The organism is Winogradskyella sp. J14-2, assembly GCF_001971725.1.
GTDB lineage: Bacteria > Bacteroidota > Bacteroidia > Flavobacteriales > Flavobacteriaceae > Winogradskyella.
In genome coordinates, this window is sequence record NZ_CP019388.1 from 2,395,282 (window position 1) to 2,410,972 (window position 15,691).

17 protein-coding genes are annotated in these 15,691 nt (G+C 33.1%); 10 read left to right on the forward strand and 7 right to left on the reverse strand.

Features of this window, described 5'->3' with window-relative positions; translation table 11 throughout:
- The first annotated feature begins 65 nt into the window (after positions 1-65).
- The 3 genes from BWZ20_RS10755 (at position 66) to rpsU (ending at position 4,057) form a co-directional block, all read left to right on the forward strand.
- Positions 66-2,726, forward strand: coding sequence for an AsmA family protein (locus tag BWZ20_RS10755; RefSeq protein WP_076619894.1), 2,661 nt, complete (start codon positions 66-68; stop codon positions 2,724-2,726).
- 113 nt (positions 2,727-2,839) lie between these two features.
- On the forward strand, positions 2,840-3,703 hold the full coding sequence (locus BWZ20_RS10760; protein WP_076619896.1) for an RNA polymerase sigma factor RpoD/SigA: 864 nt from the start codon (positions 2,840-2,842) through the stop codon (positions 3,701-3,703).
- A 159-nt stretch (positions 3,704-3,862) separates the two neighbouring features.
- A complete protein-coding gene (rpsU, locus tag BWZ20_RS10765; protein WP_076619898.1) occupies positions 3,863-4,057 on the forward strand; it encodes a 30S ribosomal protein S21 in 195 nt (64 codons plus the stop codon).
- A 283-nt stretch (positions 4,058-4,340) separates the two neighbouring features.
- On the opposite strand, the gene BWZ20_RS10775 is transcribed toward rpsU, so the two are convergent.
- The gene (locus tag BWZ20_RS10775; protein WP_076619902.1) at positions 4,341-4,658 is read right to left on the reverse strand and encodes a hypothetical protein; all 318 of its coding nucleotides are present in this window, start codon (positions 4,656-4,658) and stop codon (positions 4,341-4,343) included.
- Between the two features lie 51 nt (positions 4,659-4,709).
- Complete coding sequence (locus BWZ20_RS15305) at positions 4,710-4,892, reverse strand: hypothetical protein (protein ID WP_157358390.1); 183 nt, start codon at positions 4,890-4,892, stop codon at positions 4,710-4,712.
- Positions 4,893-5,124: 232 nt separating this feature from the next.
- Here BWZ20_RS15305 and BWZ20_RS10785 point away from each other — a divergent pair, with 232 nt between their 5' ends.
- Positions 5,125-5,451: a helix-turn-helix domain-containing protein gene (locus BWZ20_RS10785; RefSeq protein ID WP_076619906.1), complete on the forward strand. Its 327-nt coding sequence runs from the start codon at positions 5,125-5,127 to the stop codon at positions 5,449-5,451.
- A 123-nt stretch (positions 5,452-5,574) separates the two neighbouring features.
- On the opposite strand, the gene BWZ20_RS10790 is transcribed toward BWZ20_RS10785, so the two are convergent.
- The gene (locus tag BWZ20_RS10790) at positions 5,575-5,826 is read right to left on the reverse strand and encodes a DUF2101 family protein (protein WP_076619907.1); all 252 of its coding nucleotides are present in this window, start codon (positions 5,824-5,826) and stop codon (positions 5,575-5,577) included.
- Positions 5,827-5,895: 69 nt separating this feature from the next.
- Positions 5,896-6,690, reverse strand: a complete 795-nt coding sequence (locus tag BWZ20_RS10795) for a DUF2797 domain-containing protein (protein WP_076619910.1) — start codon at positions 6,688-6,690, stop codon at positions 5,896-5,898.
- 112 nt (positions 6,691-6,802) lie between these two features.
- Here BWZ20_RS10795 and BWZ20_RS10800 point away from each other — a divergent pair, with 112 nt between their 5' ends.
- The 6 genes from BWZ20_RS10800 to BWZ20_RS10825 all read left to right on the forward strand — a co-directional run bounded on the left by BWZ20_RS10800 (position 6,803) and on the right by BWZ20_RS10825 (position 12,189).
- Entirely contained in the window at positions 6,803-8,320 is a 1,518-nt protein-coding gene (locus BWZ20_RS10800; RefSeq protein WP_076621334.1) for a GH3 auxin-responsive promoter family protein, read from the forward strand.
- A 146-nt stretch (positions 8,321-8,466) separates the two neighbouring features.
- Complete coding sequence (locus BWZ20_RS10805) at positions 8,467-9,657, forward strand: carboxypeptidase-like regulatory domain-containing protein (protein WP_076619912.1); 1,191 nt, start codon at positions 8,467-8,469, stop codon at positions 9,655-9,657.
- 513 nt (positions 9,658-10,170) lie between these two features.
- Entirely contained in the window at positions 10,171-10,548 is a 378-nt protein-coding gene (locus BWZ20_RS10810; protein ID WP_076619914.1) for a hypothetical protein, read from the forward strand.
- A gap of 38 nt (positions 10,549-10,586) precedes the next feature.
- Positions 10,587-10,715: a hypothetical protein gene (locus BWZ20_RS15535; RefSeq protein WP_262508117.1), complete on the forward strand. Its 129-nt coding sequence runs from the start codon at positions 10,587-10,589 to the stop codon at positions 10,713-10,715.
- 34 nt (positions 10,716-10,749) lie between these two features.
- Positions 10,750-11,400 carry a hypothetical protein gene (locus BWZ20_RS10820; RefSeq protein WP_076619918.1) on the forward strand — a complete coding sequence of 217 codons (651 nt, stop codon included), beginning with the start codon at positions 10,750-10,752 and terminating at the stop codon, positions 11,398-11,400.
- A gap of 48 nt (positions 11,401-11,448) precedes the next feature.
- Entirely contained in the window at positions 11,449-12,189 is a 741-nt protein-coding gene (locus BWZ20_RS10825; RefSeq protein WP_076619920.1) for a T9SS type A sorting domain-containing protein, read from the forward strand.
- 71 nt (positions 12,190-12,260) lie between these two features.
- Here the strand turns inward: BWZ20_RS10825 and clpX are convergent, their stop codons facing one another.
- The 3 genes from clpX to tig form a co-directional block, all read right to left on the reverse strand.
- Positions 12,261-13,490 carry an ATP-dependent Clp protease ATP-binding subunit ClpX gene (gene clpX, locus BWZ20_RS10830; protein ID WP_076619921.1) on the reverse strand — a complete coding sequence of 410 codons (1,230 nt, stop codon included), beginning with the start codon at positions 13,488-13,490 and terminating at the stop codon, positions 12,261-12,263.
- A gap of 42 nt (positions 13,491-13,532) precedes the next feature.
- Complete coding sequence (locus tag BWZ20_RS10835) at positions 13,533-14,207, reverse strand: ATP-dependent Clp protease proteolytic subunit (protein ID WP_076619923.1); 675 nt, start codon at positions 14,205-14,207, stop codon at positions 13,533-13,535.
- Positions 14,208-14,352: 145 nt separating this feature from the next.
- Positions 14,353-15,675 (reverse strand): trigger factor, encoded by a 1,323-nt coding sequence (gene tig / locus BWZ20_RS10840; protein WP_076619924.1) that lies wholly within the window; start codon positions 15,673-15,675, stop codon positions 14,353-14,355.
- Between the last annotated feature and the right edge of the window lie 16 nt (positions 15,676-15,691).

The window sequence follows — 15,691 nt, forward strand, 5'->3', positions numbered from 1 at the left end:
TTTCTTAAAAGTACAACTATTCTCCACAACTTTGCGTATTATAAATAAAGCTATACACTATAACCATGAAGAAATTTTTAAAGATTGTCGGAATCATTTTACTAATATTTATTGCCGTTCTTATTGCAGTACCATTTGTTTTAGAGTCTAAAATAGATGCGATTGTGCAGAATTATGCGGATGAAAATTTAGATGCAGATTTAAGTTTTGATGATGTTAGTTTAAGCCTAATTTCTAGTTTTCCTAGTGCAGAAGTTAGTGTAGAGAATCTTAAAATTGTAAATAGAGCACCTTTTAAGGATGAAACGTTGGCAACAGCAAAAGCCTTGTCTTTTGAAATGTCAATAGGCGAATTGTTTAAAGGTTCTGACGAACCGTTGGTGGTTAATGAAATTATAGCAGATGAATTGTTATTAACCCTAAAAACTAATAAAAACGGAACTACAAATTATGATATTGTAAAACAAGATGAAGATGCTTCAGCAGCACCCGATTCTGAAGAACAATCTTCTGGTTTTAGCTTTGATATTCAAAACTATGAACTGAACAATAGTGCTTTTACTTATATAGATGAGGGTACTAATACCAAGTTGTATGCTACCGAAATTAATCATAACGGTAAAGGTATTTTTTCTGGTGAAGTCTCAGAGTTAGATACTAAAACCGAAGCAAAAATTAGCATGTCCATAGATAGCACGCAATATTTGAGTAATAATAGTATAAAATTAGATGCTTTAATCGGAATGGATTTGGAGCAAAACAAATACACCTTCAAAGAAAATAAAGGCTTTATTAATGCATTGCCATTAGAGTTTGAAGGGTTTGTGCAAATTGTAGAAGAAGGGCAGCAGATTGATATTACATTTAAAAATCCAGAATCATCATTTAAAGACTTTTTAGCGGTAATACCAGAAGCTTATGCCAAGAATATTGAAAACGTAGAGACCACAGGGAATTTCACGGTTAATGGTGTTATAAAAGGTTTAGTGTCTGAAGAAACTATACCAACATTAGACATTAATATAGAGTCTGATGACGCATCATTTAAATATCCAGATTTACCAAAAAGCGTTAGGAATATTATGATTAATGCATCGGTAAAGAATACAACAGGAAATGCTGATGACACCTATGTAGACTTAAATCAGTTAGATTTTAAGATAGATGAAGATGTGTTTAAGTCTGAAGCTCACATAAAAAACCTTACAGGCAATATGTTGGTGAGTGCTAACTTAGATGGAGTTTTAAATTTGGCTAATATAACCAAAGCATATCCTGTAGAATTAGAAAATCAGTTAAGTGGTATTTTAAAAGGAAAACTCAACACCTCTTTTGATATGGAGGCTATTGAAACCAATGCCTATCAGCGTATCAAAAACAACGGAAGTGTGTCTATATCAGATTTTGTGTTTTCTTCTGAAGACATTGTAAATCCTATTCAAATAAATAAAGCCAACCTTACTTTTAAGCCAGGGACAGTAAACCTCAATAATTTTGATGCACAAACAGGTACAAGCGATTTTTCGGCAACAGGTACTATTAATAACCTACTTGGGTTTTTATTGAGTGACAAGAAGCTTCAAGGAAGTTTTAATGTAAATTCTAATATGTTTGCAATTTCAGACTTTATGGTAGAAGATGAATCTGCTTCAGAAACATCAAATAAAACAACTTCAGATTCAGAATCGCTTAAGATTCCAGACTTTTTAGATTGCACCATTACGGCAAATGCTAAGACAGTTATTTATGATAATTTAAATTTAAAAAACGTCAAAGGACAACTATCTATCAAAGACCAGAATGCCAATTTAAGTAATATGACTACAGATGTATTCAATGGTCAGTTAGGTATTTCTGGTAATGTAAATACTAAAGAAGCGAAGCCAAAATTTGATATGAAATTGGCCATGCAGCAATTTGATATTTCACAATCATTCAAAGATTTGGAGATGCTACAGGCTTTGGCTCCAATAGCAAAAGTAGTGCAAGGAAAATTGAACTCTACTATTGATGTGAGTGGGCTTTTAGATGAAAACTTCTCACCAGATTTAGCTACAATTTCAGGTAATGCTTTGGCAGAAATATTGACTTCTAATGTAGATGTTAGTAAAAGTCCTTTGCTGTCTGGTTTAGATAGCAAGTTAGATTTTATAGACTTTAATCAGCTTCAAAAAGATATAAAAACTAAACTGAGTTTTAAAAACGGACAAGTGAGCGTAAAACCATTTACGTTAAAATATAAGGATATACCAATTGAGGTTTCGGGTTCGCATAGTTTTACTAATACAATGAATTATAATGCGGTATTGCAAGTACCAGCCAAATATTTGGGTAGCGATGTTAATCGCTTAATTGGCCAAATTAATGATGGTGAGGTTAATAAAATCTCAATACCTGTTACAGCAAATATTGGAGGTACATTTTCTAGCCCAGCAATTACAACAGATCTAACAAGTGGTGTTTCTAATTTAACTAAACAGTTAGTAGAAATTCAAAAGCAAAAATTGATTGGTAAGGGTAAGGATAAAATCAACGATCTTCTAGGTAATGTTTTAGGTGGAAATAATAGCACAAAAACAGATTCAACCACTGTTAAAACAGATAGCACTAAGAAAGATCCTAAGGATGCCATAAAAGAAGGTGTTGGAAATGTATTAGGAAATATTTTAGGTGGAAAAAAGAACAAAAAAGACAAAAAGGCTCCGGATTCTACAAAAAAGAACTGATTTTAAGTAAAAACTACTTTTTTGTGATTAGTTTCTGTTAATTATTCCTCAAAATGCTTGTTTATCTAGATTATTTGATTATAATATAGGTTCACAAAATTTTAGAAAACTACATGAGGCAACTTAAGATTACCAAACAGGTAACTAACAGAGAAGACAAATCCCTAGACAAATATTTACAAGACATAAGTAAAATACCTTTAATTACGGCAGATGAAGAGGTAGAGTTAGCGCAACGTATAAAAAAAGGAGACCAAGATGCCCTAGATAAGTTAACGACCGCCAACCTAAGATTTGTGGTTTCGGTTGCAAAACAATATCAAAATCAAGGATTAAAACTTCCAGATTTAATTAATGAAGGTAATGCAGGTTTAGTAAAAGCGGCAAAACGTTTTGATGAAACCAGAGGTTTTAAGTTTATTTCTTATGCTGTTTGGTGGATAAGACAAGCTATACTTCAAGCTTTAGCTGAGCAATCTCGTATTGTACGTTTACCATTAAATAAGATTGGTACTATAAATAAAATAAACAAAACTTTTTCGCACTTAGAACAAATACATCAGAGACCACCAAATGCCGAAGAAATAGCAAGAGAGTTAGATATAAGTACGCGAGAGGTAAAACAATCTATGAAAAATTCTGGACGTCATTTATCTATGGATGCACCGCTAAAAGAGGGAGAAACCTTTAGTCTTTATGATGTTGTAAGCGAGAATGAATCTCCAAGGCCAGATAAAAATCTAATGCGTGCATCCTTAAATACAGAGATAGAGCGAGCACTAGAAACCTTAACCCAAAAGGAGAGTGATGTTATTCGTCTTAACTTTGGTATTGGAAACCAGCCACCAATGACTTTAGAAGAAATAGGTAGCATTTACGACCTTACTCGAGAGCGCGTAAGACAAATAAGAGAAAAAGGAATTAGACGATTGCGACATGCTAGCAAGAGCAAGATTTTAAAGACATACTTGGGCTGATACCATTGGTTTTTTTGCTTAAAAAAACAACTAAAAGCTTAATTTAGAAAGGTAAAGATGAATTTGTTGATTATTGAAGGAAATAATTTTTTATTTTAAAATAGTTAGCCTATATTTGCCGACCATTTGCAAGAATTAGATAATAAAAACTAGCGATAGATGATTAAAATAGAAATCAAAGAAGGAGAGAATATAGAAAGAGCTCTTAAGCGTTATAAGCGTAAGCACAGAAATGTACAGATAATGCAAAACTTAAGAGAGTCTCGTTATTTCACTAAACCATCTGTTAAGAGAAGAAGAGAGATTCAAAAAGCAGAATATATTCAAAGTTTAAGAGACGCAGAAAACATCTAAGTCTCTAGCTTTTTATTTTTAAAATATTAAAAGAGCAACAATAATTTGTTGCTCTTTTTTGTATTTAGGTATTTTCATTAGGTTTTATTACAGATTTAATACCGAGTACTAGGTAAATGCTCAAAGCCAATAAAACGAAAAATGCTTTTAATTTATCATAAGTACTCATTTGACTATAATCAAAGTTTGGGCCAATAACATTGTATATAATAACGGCTATTAAAAATATTGATAAAAGGATGTACGGTATTTTAATTTTTGTTTTCATCGTGTAAAGCCTTAATTACCACCAATTCATACAATCTCCAAATTCATATACTGCTATACCAGCACCAACCCAGCCCATATATCTCACTAAAACCCTTTTGAGGAATTTTCTAGCTGCACCACCACTCATGCCATTTACCCCATTAGATATTAATTCACCTAAAGCAGTAATTCCTAAAGCTTGCATTGCGCAATCAAAAACTTCACTTTTATGAGTAGCAATATTCAACGTTTTACTTGAATTGTACATTTCACCAGTTAGTAAACTAACACCATCAGTATCAACTAATTCAATTCCTTCATTAGCAGCAGTTTCTATTCTTAAAATTCCCATGCCAGCCAAGATGATACTAGAATGATCTAACGAACCAAATTCAGATATAATTTAACTTTCAGTTATACCATAAGACTTAATTAAATTAATGCTTGCTAATAAAGTACCTTGTAAGTCTTCTTCTTTTATACTGTTGAAATCGGGATTACTATGATTAAAGCCGTCACCAAATTTTTTAGCTTCTGAAACTAATTCGTTCATTTCTAGATTAATCCCTTTTTCTAAGTTTCTCATGTTTTCGTCTGATTCAGTATTTTCAGTTGTACAAGAAGCTATTAAAACACATGTTATAAAAAATAAAAAAATGTTCTGAGAAACAGAATTTGATTTAAAAAATTTAAATTTCATTATAAAACAGTTTTAAAAGTTAATATGAAACTAAAAATATATTTTTTAAAAAATTTCATCATAATATTTTAGGTATAGTTTATACCTTTTCAATACATTAGACAGAAAAGTTAAAATAATGATTGGGTGGAAAATTAAAAAAACGAGAGAACTTAGGGGATATTCTCAGGAGTATCTAGCTAATGAATTAGGTATTAGTCAAAAAACTTATAGTAATATTGAGACCAATCAAGCAAAAGTTGATTATAATCGTTTAGAGGAAATATCAAAAATATTAAAAATTAGTTTGGTAGAACTTCTTTCTTTTGATGAAAAAAATGCTCTGAATTTCTTTAATGGCAATACTAGTTTCGAATATGAAAGAAAAGCATATCAAAAACATATTGAACAATTGGAAAAAGAAAATGAATTTTTAAGGCAGCAATTAGATAAATTTATTAAATAACATCATCATCTTCGTTTTCTTTATAATGAGGAATAATAATCTTGAAATATTTGATTTAGATTTAGAAGTTCAAAAAGAGCAACAATAATTTGTTGCTCTTTTTTCGTTGTATATAGTCATAGACTATCTAAATTTTTCGTTTTCTGCTCTAACTTCTATTGGTTCAATTGGACGGTCTTCATAAAAATGCTCAAAAGTTTTGTCTGTAGAGTAATTGTCTTTCAATACTTTATATACCATAACAACAACTAAAATTTGGCCTATAACCGTAAGATAGAATACCCAATTAAAAGGGAAATCCATAGCGCACATTATTGTGATGGTAATTAAAAGCATCGTAGTAATTGCAATGTAAATAAATGGTGACTGCTTCATCTTTTTTGTTTAAATTTAAGAATAAAAACTTAAACAAAAATAATTTTAACGCAATACTAACACTCTGTTTTACAGAACGCTTAAGTTTACTACAAGGCCTTCGTTAGCCCTTATGTTAAATACAGTATTGTCTTCAAAAATGAGGTATTGTCCTTTGATACCAACAAGTTTTCCTGTATAAATAACCTGCTTTTGTATATTTAAACTCTTAGGTTTTTCAGGGTAGTGTTCTACCGGAAAATTAAGATGGGTCTCAGTATTATTTTCTATAAAGTAATCTTTAACCTCATCGGGAATGTAGGTCTTTAAACGCTGTCTCCATTCAGTTAAATCTTCATCCGCATTATCATTTCTAAGCATTTTTCGCCAATTGGTTTTATCTGCGACATGCTCTTTTAAAGCGACTTCTGTAATACCAGCTAAATAGCGGTTTGGTACTTCAACAATTTCAATAGCTTCATGAGCGCCTTGGTCTATCCAACGCGTTGGGACTTGGCTTTTTCTGGTAACACCAACTTTAACATTGCTAGAGTTAGCAAGGTACACGATATGTGGTTGTAGTTGTACCTTTTTTTCGTAATCTAAATCTCTATCTTCTTTGCCTAAATGTGCTGTGCTTAGTTCAGGTCGCATTATCCAATCACCAGCAACAGGCTTGTCAAAAAAACAACTTTTACAAAAGCCTTGTCTGTAAATAGGCTTGTCTAGTCCACAACTTAAACATTGATGCCCAACATGTTTAATTTCAATAGTTTTGTTAATCAGTTGATTCATATGTATAAAATCACTTTCAAACACTAAATAATATTGAATGGGTTCTATAAATTCAGTCTGCATTTTAGTGAGGACACCTGTATAAATCATAAAAGAATTTTATTATTTTTAGCCATTAAGCCTTTTTAAGAATATTCTTGTAAAAGCTTTAAATTTATTTAAATGAAAAAAATCTCGCTTGGCGAGTAAAGATAACCAATCCATGCCAATTCCTATTGTAAATTCTATTGCTTCGTGGTTTTTAAAAAAACGATTTCATCAAATTGATTTGTTTTTAAAATACCCAAACGAAGTACAAAACGAATTGCTTTTTAGTCTGTTAAAGTTTGCTAAGGATACAGAGATTGGTAAGACCTATGATTTTGCATCTATAAAAACCTATAAGGAGTTTAACGAGCGTTTACCTATAGTGAGTTATGAAGATGTTCAGCCTATGATAGAGCGTTCTCGTCAAGGGGAACAAAATATTTTTTGGCCCAGGCCAATAAAATGGTTTGCAAAATCTAGCGGAACGACTAGTTCTAAAAGTAAATTTATTCCTGTAAGTACAGAATCTTTGGAAGATTGCCATTATGCAGCCAGCAAAGACTTGTTGTGTATGTATCTTAACAACAACGAAAACGCACAGCTTTTTACTGGTAAAAGTCTTCGCTTAGGTGGAAGCAAGGAGCTTTATAAAGAAAATGGAACTGTGTTTGGGGATTTAAGTGCTATTCTTATAGATAATATGCCATTTTGGGCAGAGTTTAGTAGTACGCCAAGCAGTAAGGTGTCCTTAATGAGTGAGTGGGAATCTAAGATGCAAGCTATTGTAGAGGAAACCATAGAAGAAAATGTAACGAGTTTAGCTGGTGTACCATCATGGATGTTAGTACTATTAAATAACGTATTGGATAAGACAGGAAAGGATAATCTTTTTGATATTTGGCCAAACCTCGAAGTATACTTTCATGGTGGAGTCAGTTTCAATCCGTACATAGAACAGTATAGAGCCATATTGCCCAAAAAGGAATTTAAGTACTATGAAATCTACAATGCTTCTGAAGGGTTCTTTGCCTTACAAGACCAGAACTATTCAGGCGATTTGTTGTTAATGTTGGATTATGGTATTTTTTACGAGTTCATTCCCATGGACACTTACGGTACAAAAGATCAAAAAGTCATTCCGCTTAGCGATGTAGAATTAGGAAAAAATTACGCTGTTGTTATCACAACAAATGCAGGTCTTTGGCGCTACCAAATAGGCGATACCATTAGATTTGTGAGTTTAAAACCACACCGAATTAAAGTATCTGGTAGAACTAAACACCACATTAACGCCTTTGGTGAAGAACTTATCATTGAAAACGCAGAAGATGCTCTAAAGAAGGTTTGCAAAAAAACTGCAGCTGAGATTGTAGATTATACGGCAGCACCAATTTTTATGAAAGGCAAAGAAAAAGGTGCACACGAGTGGATTATTGAGTTTAAAACACCTCCAACAAACATGTCTTATTTTGAAGAGTTGTTTGATAATGCACTAAAGGCGCTCAACTCTGACTATGAAGCCAAGCGCTATAATAATATGACCTTAAATAAACCAAAAATTCATTGTGCAAGGACCAATCTTTTCTACGATTGGTTAAAGCAAAACAACAAGCTCGGTGGGCAACATAAAGTACCGCGTTTATCAAATTCTAGAGATTATATTGAAGAACTACTAGGTTTAAACAACACTTAATCGTCTGTTATTTCATCGAAGAAATTGGAATAATTAGAATTGTTGTCGAAAAAATGACAAGACTCGTCTAAAATAAAGAGTCAAAATCCAATCCACAATTTTATAATACTAATTTGGTAGTGTAATTAATCCATAATCCCTACATTATGAAAACTACACTGCTTTTGCTAGTAACAGCACTAATGTTTTGTACACACCTTTCATTTAGTACAACAGATCCTGAAAAAAAGAAAGCCGATAAAGCCAACAAAACGGGCTATGCCTATGCTGTAAATATTTCAAAAATTAATTCAAAATATTCTGAAATTGCATGTACCACCTTTAGAAAAAAGTTGGTTATAGTGTCTTCTAAAAAAATTGGAGCACTTGGTAATGGCGTAGATCCAATTACCAACGAGCCGTATACAGATCTATTTTGTACAGACATTAAGGCCTACGGCGAGTTATCCCAACCGTTATTGTTTAGCCGTATATTAAATACAAAAGATAATGAAGGACAGGTGGCCTTTTCCCCAGATGAGCATACTATTTACTATACAAGAAGCCAGCGAAATAACTCATTAAATTATAAGTTATATAAAGCAGAATTAGAAAAGGACTCCTACGGTAAGTGGATTAATGAAATGGAATTGGCTGTTAGTAGTGCTGATTATTCAGTTGAAAATCCTCATGTTTCAAAAGATGGTAAATTTTTATATTTCTCATCTAACATGCAAGGTGGTTTTGGAGGCTTCGATATCTATAAAGCTAAGATTTATGAAGATGGTAGCCTCGGCACACCAGAAAATTTAGGACGAACTATCAACACTTCAGAGGACGAAAAGTATCCTCACACAGCTAAAAACGGCTCGGAACTGTTCTTTTCATCAAAAGGGCATAACAGTTTTGGTGGTTACGATATCTTTTTATCTACAGTGGCTGATTCTAACTATACGTTACCAAGAAATTTAGGTTATTCGGTAAATTCAGAGAAAGATGAAATAGCCTTTGTCTTTATAGATGAAAGAAAGGGTGTTTTTTCATCAAATAAGGACAATAAGAATAATGCCTTTAATTTGTACAGATTTCAATCTAGAGCTGTGTATAATGAGCTCAATGGAATAGTTATTTCTGAAGAGGATAAAATTCTACCTCATTCTACAGTAATTCTTTTAGATAGCGAAGGAAATGAAGTTGAAAGACAAATAACAAACAAAGATGCTACGTATAACTTTAGAATAAAGCCATATTTAGATTACCAGATTAAAGTTTTTAAAGAAGGTTACAAAGATTATACATTGAGTTTTGCATCAGAAGAAAAAGAGCTTAATGCTATACTAAGATTGCTTGAAAAATAAATTTAGTATCGCAAGTGTTTTTTAACGACAAAAAGCGCACTAAAATTTCACTCAACGAGATTAAAAATAACTTTAACCAAAAAAAGGTTTGAACTTAAAGGGTAATACTATATTAGCAGTAAATAAATGTGCTATTTATTAAAAACCCTAACTATTATATAACATATTGTCAGCAATATTTATTAATCAATCCTAACAATAAAAAAACCACAATTTTAGTAATTGTGGTTTCTTTTTTTATTATCCTTTCTTTATAATTAAGAAGTTGCTTTTAACTTCTTTAAAGTAGATTTACTTAATCTATCTTCGGCAAAGGCCTTGGTTACATTTAATTTTATTTCATCAGAACCAAGTAAATCAAATATGGCTTCTGTTAAGATTTCCTCAAAGAGTTAACGTAAACACCAAGTTATCAAATAAATGTTAAAATTATGCAAATACGTATAACTACGCATAAAAGGGCACAAACCAATCCTTAACTTCATTAGTAATAAAAACCAAATCATATTAGCTATGAAAAAAATAAAAACACCATTGTCATTCCGAGCCTGTCGAGGAATCTCTTTATTCTTCTCAATTTTACTATTAAGCACCACAAGCTGCAACAACGATGACGATAACAGCTCTAATGACCCAATAGACCAACTGCCACCGCCAACACAGACTGGTGAGAATACTATAGGTTACTTATTTAATGGAATTCCTGTATCAATTACTAACTCAAGTGAGATAGGTGCTTTTTATCAACAACTTCAATTACAAATTGGTGCTGATTTTGATGATGACAATGAAAGTTTATCCATAAGCTTATTGGCTAACGGCCCATTGATTATCGATACTGAATACTCACTTATAAACAATTCATTTGTTGTCTATTGGGTGACTCCGTAAATTGTTTCTATGATATAGATGATACCTATCAAGGCTCAATGATTATTACATATTTCGATGATATTAACTATATAATCTCAGGAACATTTGAATTTTCTACGGTTACAGATGATTGCGAAATAATAAACATAACAGAAGGACGATTTGACGTTCAATATGCACCATAACATTTTTTAATTACTAATCTTAAAACAATTATTTATGAAAAAACTACTCGTTTTTACAGGGCTTTGTATTGCCTTTTTTCAAGGTCATACGCAAAACACTGATTACTATGATAGAATGGAACACATCTTTGGTAATATCGATAAAACTAAAGTCACCACAGGCTTTCTTAAAGAATTTGGGATTCGCTTTAACAACGTGGAAGCTTACGATGGCGTTATCGATACAGATAATCTGGTAGACCAAACACAATGGCAATCGTTGTATGGTTCGCTCTATACCATGCGTGTGGGTACGGTAGCCCAAAATATGACGGCACCCAATGTGGTATTCGATAATCTTGAGACCCAACAAGATAATGCCACAGAAGATGTGCTTTTGGCAGCACTTTATTACAATTACCAACAGTATAAAACTAATGCCGTAAGCAATGGCGATGTTACGGTAAGCAATGACCAAATATTTGATGTCGCTGGTCGCAACCCTTACGATAGTAAAACTGTTTTTGGTGTAGCACCGCTTAACAAACAGTTGCAAGGCGATACCTTTACCTTTAAATTGCCCAGCGGACTTATTTATACTAACACTAGTTTGTCTTTAAGCCAAGTACAGGTAAATTTTGATGATGGTAATGGCTACCAAATTTGTCACTCAAACCAAGCTATTTATACTGTGAATAATCTATGAACAGGTGTTCCTGTAACTTGGTCCGTGTCGCCATCTGGCGGATTTACAATGACAACAAATGGAAATAGTGCCACATTAACGCCAAACGGAAACTTTAGTGGTACTGCTATTTTAACTGCGACTATCACTACAGATTGCGGAAATTTTGATGTGTCTAAAAATTTTCAATCTGGTGCCCAGCGTCCAATATATTATGACCTTAATGGTGAGGAACAGGCCTCATTTTCTTTTTGTACCACATATTATGATAACATCAACTTTACAACACCATTTAGTGCATTAGAATGGGAATGGAACCAAGTATCTGGCAATTTTAATATGTTGGTAACAAATAATCAAGCACAGTTTTATAGTCATTTTCCAACCTCAGGCATTGTTACTGTAAGAGCAAGAGATAATTGTGGTTGGAGTGTGCCTACGTTTTTGGTTATTAATTTTTCTAATTGCTCTGGCGGTGGAGGTTTTGGTACATTTAGAATGGCACAAAATCCAGTGAATGGTGGACAATTAACTGTAGTAGAACAAGACCCTAACAACAGTAATGCGAAAAGTCAAGGTGGTAAAAAACCTAACAATACACAAACTAAAACATCTGGAGCGGAGCTTCACAATGTTAATTTTGAGCTTTATGATTTTACTGGTTTATTGCAAGCTAGCTGGTCGGAACAACGAGATACACAAAATTGGGATTACAGTTTTGATGTCTCTCAATACGAGAACGGTCACTATTTTATAAGGATTAGTTGCGGAGATATATCAGAGATGTATCAAATAGTAATTGACAATTAAAAAAACAAAAGGAGAATTGGTAAAAAAGCCCTTTAGAATTTATAATTCAAAGGGCTTTAATGATGTTGTCTTTAAGAAACTGCCTTAAGCTTCTTTAAAGTAGACTTATTGAGTCTATCTTCAGCATAAGCCTTAGTTACATTAAGTTTAGATTCTCCTGAGCCAGGTAAATCAAACATGGCTTCGGTTAATATCTCTTCGCAAAGCGAACGTAAACCACGAGCACCAAGTTTATATTCAATAGCTTTTTCTACGATATAGTCTAAAGCTCCATCAGTGATTGTAAAATCTACCTCATCCATGGCAAACAACTTTTTGTATTGTTTTATAATGGCGTTTTTAGGCTCTGTTAAAATTGCTCTAAGTGTATTAGCATCTAATGGATCCATATGCGTTAACACAGGTAAACGACCAATAATTTCAGGGATTAATCCAAAATCTTTTAAATCTTTTGGGATTATATATTGAAGGATATTGTCATCGTCTACATTATCATCTTTTATAGAGCTATAACCAATGGCTTGCATGTTTAGTCGTTTGGTAATTACACGCTCTATGCCATCAAAAGCACCACCTGCAATAAATAAAATATGCTCTGTATTCACTTCTATAAACTTTTGGTCAGGATGCTTACGACCACCTTTTGGCGGAACATTAACAACAGTACCTTCTAATAATTTTAGAAGTGCTTGCTGTACGCCTTCACCAGATACATCTCTTGTTATTGATGGATTATCACTTTTGCGAGCAATTTTATCAATTTCATCTATAAAAACGATACCACGTTGTGCTTTCTCTAGATTGTAGTCAGCTGCTTGTAGTAATCGCGTTAAAATGCTTTCTACATCTTCACCGACATAACCAGCTTCTGTTAATACAGTTGCATCAACAATAGCCAGCGGTACATTAAGCATACGAGCCACGGTTTTTGCCATTAAAGTTTTACCTGTACCAGTTTGGCCTACCATAATGATATTACTTTTTTGTATTTCTATATCATCATCAGAAGGAGGTTGTAACAAACGTTTATAATGGTTGTAAACAGCTACGGACATAACACGTTTGGTATATTCTTGCCCAATAATATACTCATCTAAAAAAGCCTTAATCTCTTTGGGCTTTCTTAGCATGAGTTCGGCACTAAGCTCTGAGTTTCCTGTTTGCTTAGATTCTTCTATAACAATACCATGAGCTTGTTCTATACATCGATCACAGATATGTGCATCTAAACCTGCAATTAATAAGTTGGTTTCTGGCTTTTTCCTACCACAAAACGAACACTCTAATTCTTCCTTTGCCATAATTTTGTTCTAATTTAGGGGTTTAGTCGTAAGTGGTTAGGTTTACTTGCGTTCTAAAACTTCATCAATCATTCCGTATTCTAAAGCTTCATTAGATCGCATCCAATAATCTCTGTCAGAATCTGTTTCTACTTGTTGGTAAGATTTGCCAGAATGGTTAGCAATGATGTTGTATAATTCTTCTTTTACTCTTAAGGTTTCCTTAACTGCAATTTCCATATCCTTAACTTGTCCTTGGGTGCCACTCATTGGTTGGTGAATCATTACACGAGAGTGTTTTAATGCGGAGCGTTTTCCTTTTTCGCCAGCACACAATAAAACAGCAGCCATTGAGGCAGCTATGCCAGTACAAATTGTCGCCACATCTGGTTTTACAAACTGCATGGTATCATAAATACCTAAACCTGCATAAACAGAACCACCTGGCGAATTAATATATATTTGAATATCTTTTGAGGCATCTACACTTTGTAAAAAGAGGAGCTGCGCTTGTATAATATTAGCTACCTGATCATTTACACCAGTGCCTAAGAAAATAATACGATCCATCATAAGGCGCGAAAATACATCCATGGCAACCGCATTCATTTGCCGTTCTTCAATAATATTTGGTGTAAGGTTGGTAGGGTACATGCTGGTTATGATTTTGTCATAATGAGCACTATTAATCCCTTGATCTTTTATTGCAAACTTTTCAAATTCTTTTCCGTAATTCATTATTTTTTTAATTTGTTTTTGTTTTAAAAAGAAGGCGTAAAAACGGTTAAGTTCTACGCCTTAAAGATACTAATTTATTTTAGCTTCCTACTTTTGCAGTAATCACAATTTTTGCTCTTAGGGTGTACTCTTAAGAATGTTATACTTAACTGTAGAATTCTTTAACAAAATCATCATAAGTGATGTCCTTTGTTTTTATATTGGCTTCGGCCTTATATAGGTTTAAAAGTTTTTGGCTCATTAATTGTTCTGATAGACGCTTAACCTCATCTTGGTTAGACATGATGCGCGCTGCTATATCTTCTAATTCTTTTTCTGAAGGGTTTAATTGACCAAATTGTGCCATTTGACCTTTAATCATTTCCATTGCATACGACTTTAATTCTTCAAACTGTACTTGTAAGTTATGATCTGCAATTAATTTTCCTTCTATAAGTTGGTAGCGCATGCTTTTTTCAGACTTTTCATATTCTTCTTTAGCCTCTTCTTCTGTCATTGGCTCCTCACCAGCTGTTTGCATCCATTTTTGAAGGAATTCTACAGGTAAATCAAACTTTGTGCTGTCTAATAAGTACTCTGTAACGTCGTTTAGTAATTTTTGATCTCCTTGTTGCTTAAATTGCTTTTCAGAATCTTCTTTAATTTTATCTTTTAGTTCTGTTACAGAGCTTACTGTTTTGGGTCCAAAAAGCTTGTCGAATAAGTCTTGGTCTAAGTCTGCAAGTTCTCTTTCGTTAATTTCAGAAACTTCGAAGTTTACTTTAGTATCTAATCCGTGGGCATCATCATGAGATACTTTTAAGAAGGTCATTAAATCGTGATCGTCATTAAAAAGACCTTTTGTTTTTAATTCAATTACATCGCCAACTTTAGCTCCAATAAATTTCTTTGGGTTTGTTTTTCCTTTTAACTTATCTAGAGTAATGGTTGCAACATTCTCGATACCTTCTTCTTCGTTAGCGAATTTACCAGTAATTTCAGAGTCTTTAGTTACTTCGGCTTGAGATACTAATTTACCGTATTGCTTTTGGATGTGCTCAACTTGGTTATTAATCATCTTCTCGTCTGCAACAATGTTGTAATGGGTAATGGCTTTTTTGCCTTTAAGCTTAACATCAAAATCTGGTGCTAAGCCTAATTCAAACTCAAAAGAAAAAGCATCTGCATCCCAGTCTAAGTCGTCTTGTGGTTTTGGTAATGGGTTACCTAAAACGTCTAACTTTTCTTCAACCAAGTACTTTCCTATAGCATCTTGAAGTAATTTGTTTACCTCGTCAACTAATACAGCTTTACCGTATTGTTTTTTAACCAAGCTCATAGGAACGTGGCCTTTTCTAAAACCAGGGATATTTGCAGACTTGCGGTAATCTGATAAGATTTTTTCAACTTTATCGCTGTAATCTTCTTTTGCGATATCTACTTTTACAACTGCATTTAATGCGTCGATGTTTTCTCTTGTAATATTCATTATGCTTAGTAACTAA

Bases quoted from the DNA above. Each gene is read 5' to 3' on its own strand.
- BWZ20_RS10805 (WP_076619912.1), top strand. From the start codon at position 8,467: ATGAAAACTACACTGCTTTTGCTAGTAACAGCACTAATGTTTTGTACA.
- BWZ20_RS10775 (WP_076619902.1), bottom strand. From the start codon at position 4,658: ATGGGAATTTTAAGAATAGAAACTGCTGCTAATGAAGGAATTGAATTA.
- BWZ20_RS10825 (WP_076619920.1), top strand. From the start codon at position 11,449: ATGACAACAAATGGAAATAGTGCCACATTAACGCCAAACGGAAACTTT.
- BWZ20_RS10835 (WP_076619923.1), bottom strand. From the start codon at position 14,207: ATGAATTACGGAAAAGAATTTGAAAAGTTTGCAATAAAAGATCAAGGG.
- BWZ20_RS10785 (WP_076619906.1), top strand. From the start codon at position 5,125: ATGATTGGGTGGAAAATTAAAAAAACGAGAGAACTTAGGGGATATTCT.
- BWZ20_RS10760 (WP_076619896.1), top strand. From the start codon at position 2,840: ATGAGGCAACTTAAGATTACCAAACAGGTAACTAACAGAGAAGACAAA.
- rpsU (WP_076619898.1), top strand. From the start codon at position 3,863: ATGATTAAAATAGAAATCAAAGAAGGAGAGAATATAGAAAGAGCTCTT.
- clpX (WP_076619921.1), bottom strand. From the start codon at position 13,490: ATGGCAAAGGAAGAATTAGAGTGTTCGTTTTGTGGTAGGAAAAAGCCA.
- BWZ20_RS10790 (WP_076619907.1), bottom strand. From the start codon at position 5,826: ATGAAGCAGTCACCATTTATTTACATTGCAATTACTACGATGCTTTTA.
- BWZ20_RS15535 (WP_262508117.1), top strand. From the start codon at position 10,587: ATGATTATTACATATTTCGATGATATTAACTATATAATCTCAGGAACA.
- BWZ20_RS10795 (WP_076619910.1), bottom strand. From the start codon at position 6,690: ATGATTTATACAGGTGTCCTCACTAAAATGCAGACTGAATTTATAGAA.
- BWZ20_RS10800 (WP_076621334.1), top strand. From the start codon at position 6,803: ATGCCAATTCCTATTGTAAATTCTATTGCTTCGTGGTTTTTAAAAAAA.
- BWZ20_RS10820 (WP_076619918.1), top strand. From the start codon at position 10,750: ATGAAAAAACTACTCGTTTTTACAGGGCTTTGTATTGCCTTTTTTCAA.
- BWZ20_RS10810 (WP_076619914.1), top strand. From the start codon at position 10,171: ATGAAAAAAATAAAAACACCATTGTCATTCCGAGCCTGTCGAGGAATC.
- BWZ20_RS10755 (WP_076619894.1), top strand. From the start codon at position 66: ATGAAGAAATTTTTAAAGATTGTCGGAATCATTTTACTAATATTTATT.
- BWZ20_RS15305 (WP_157358390.1), bottom strand. From the start codon at position 4,892: ATGAGAAACTTAGAAAAAGGGATTAATCTAGAAATGAACGAATTAGTT.
- tig (WP_076619924.1), bottom strand. From the start codon at position 15,675: ATGAATATTACAAGAGAAAACATCGACGCATTAAATGCAGTTGTAAAA.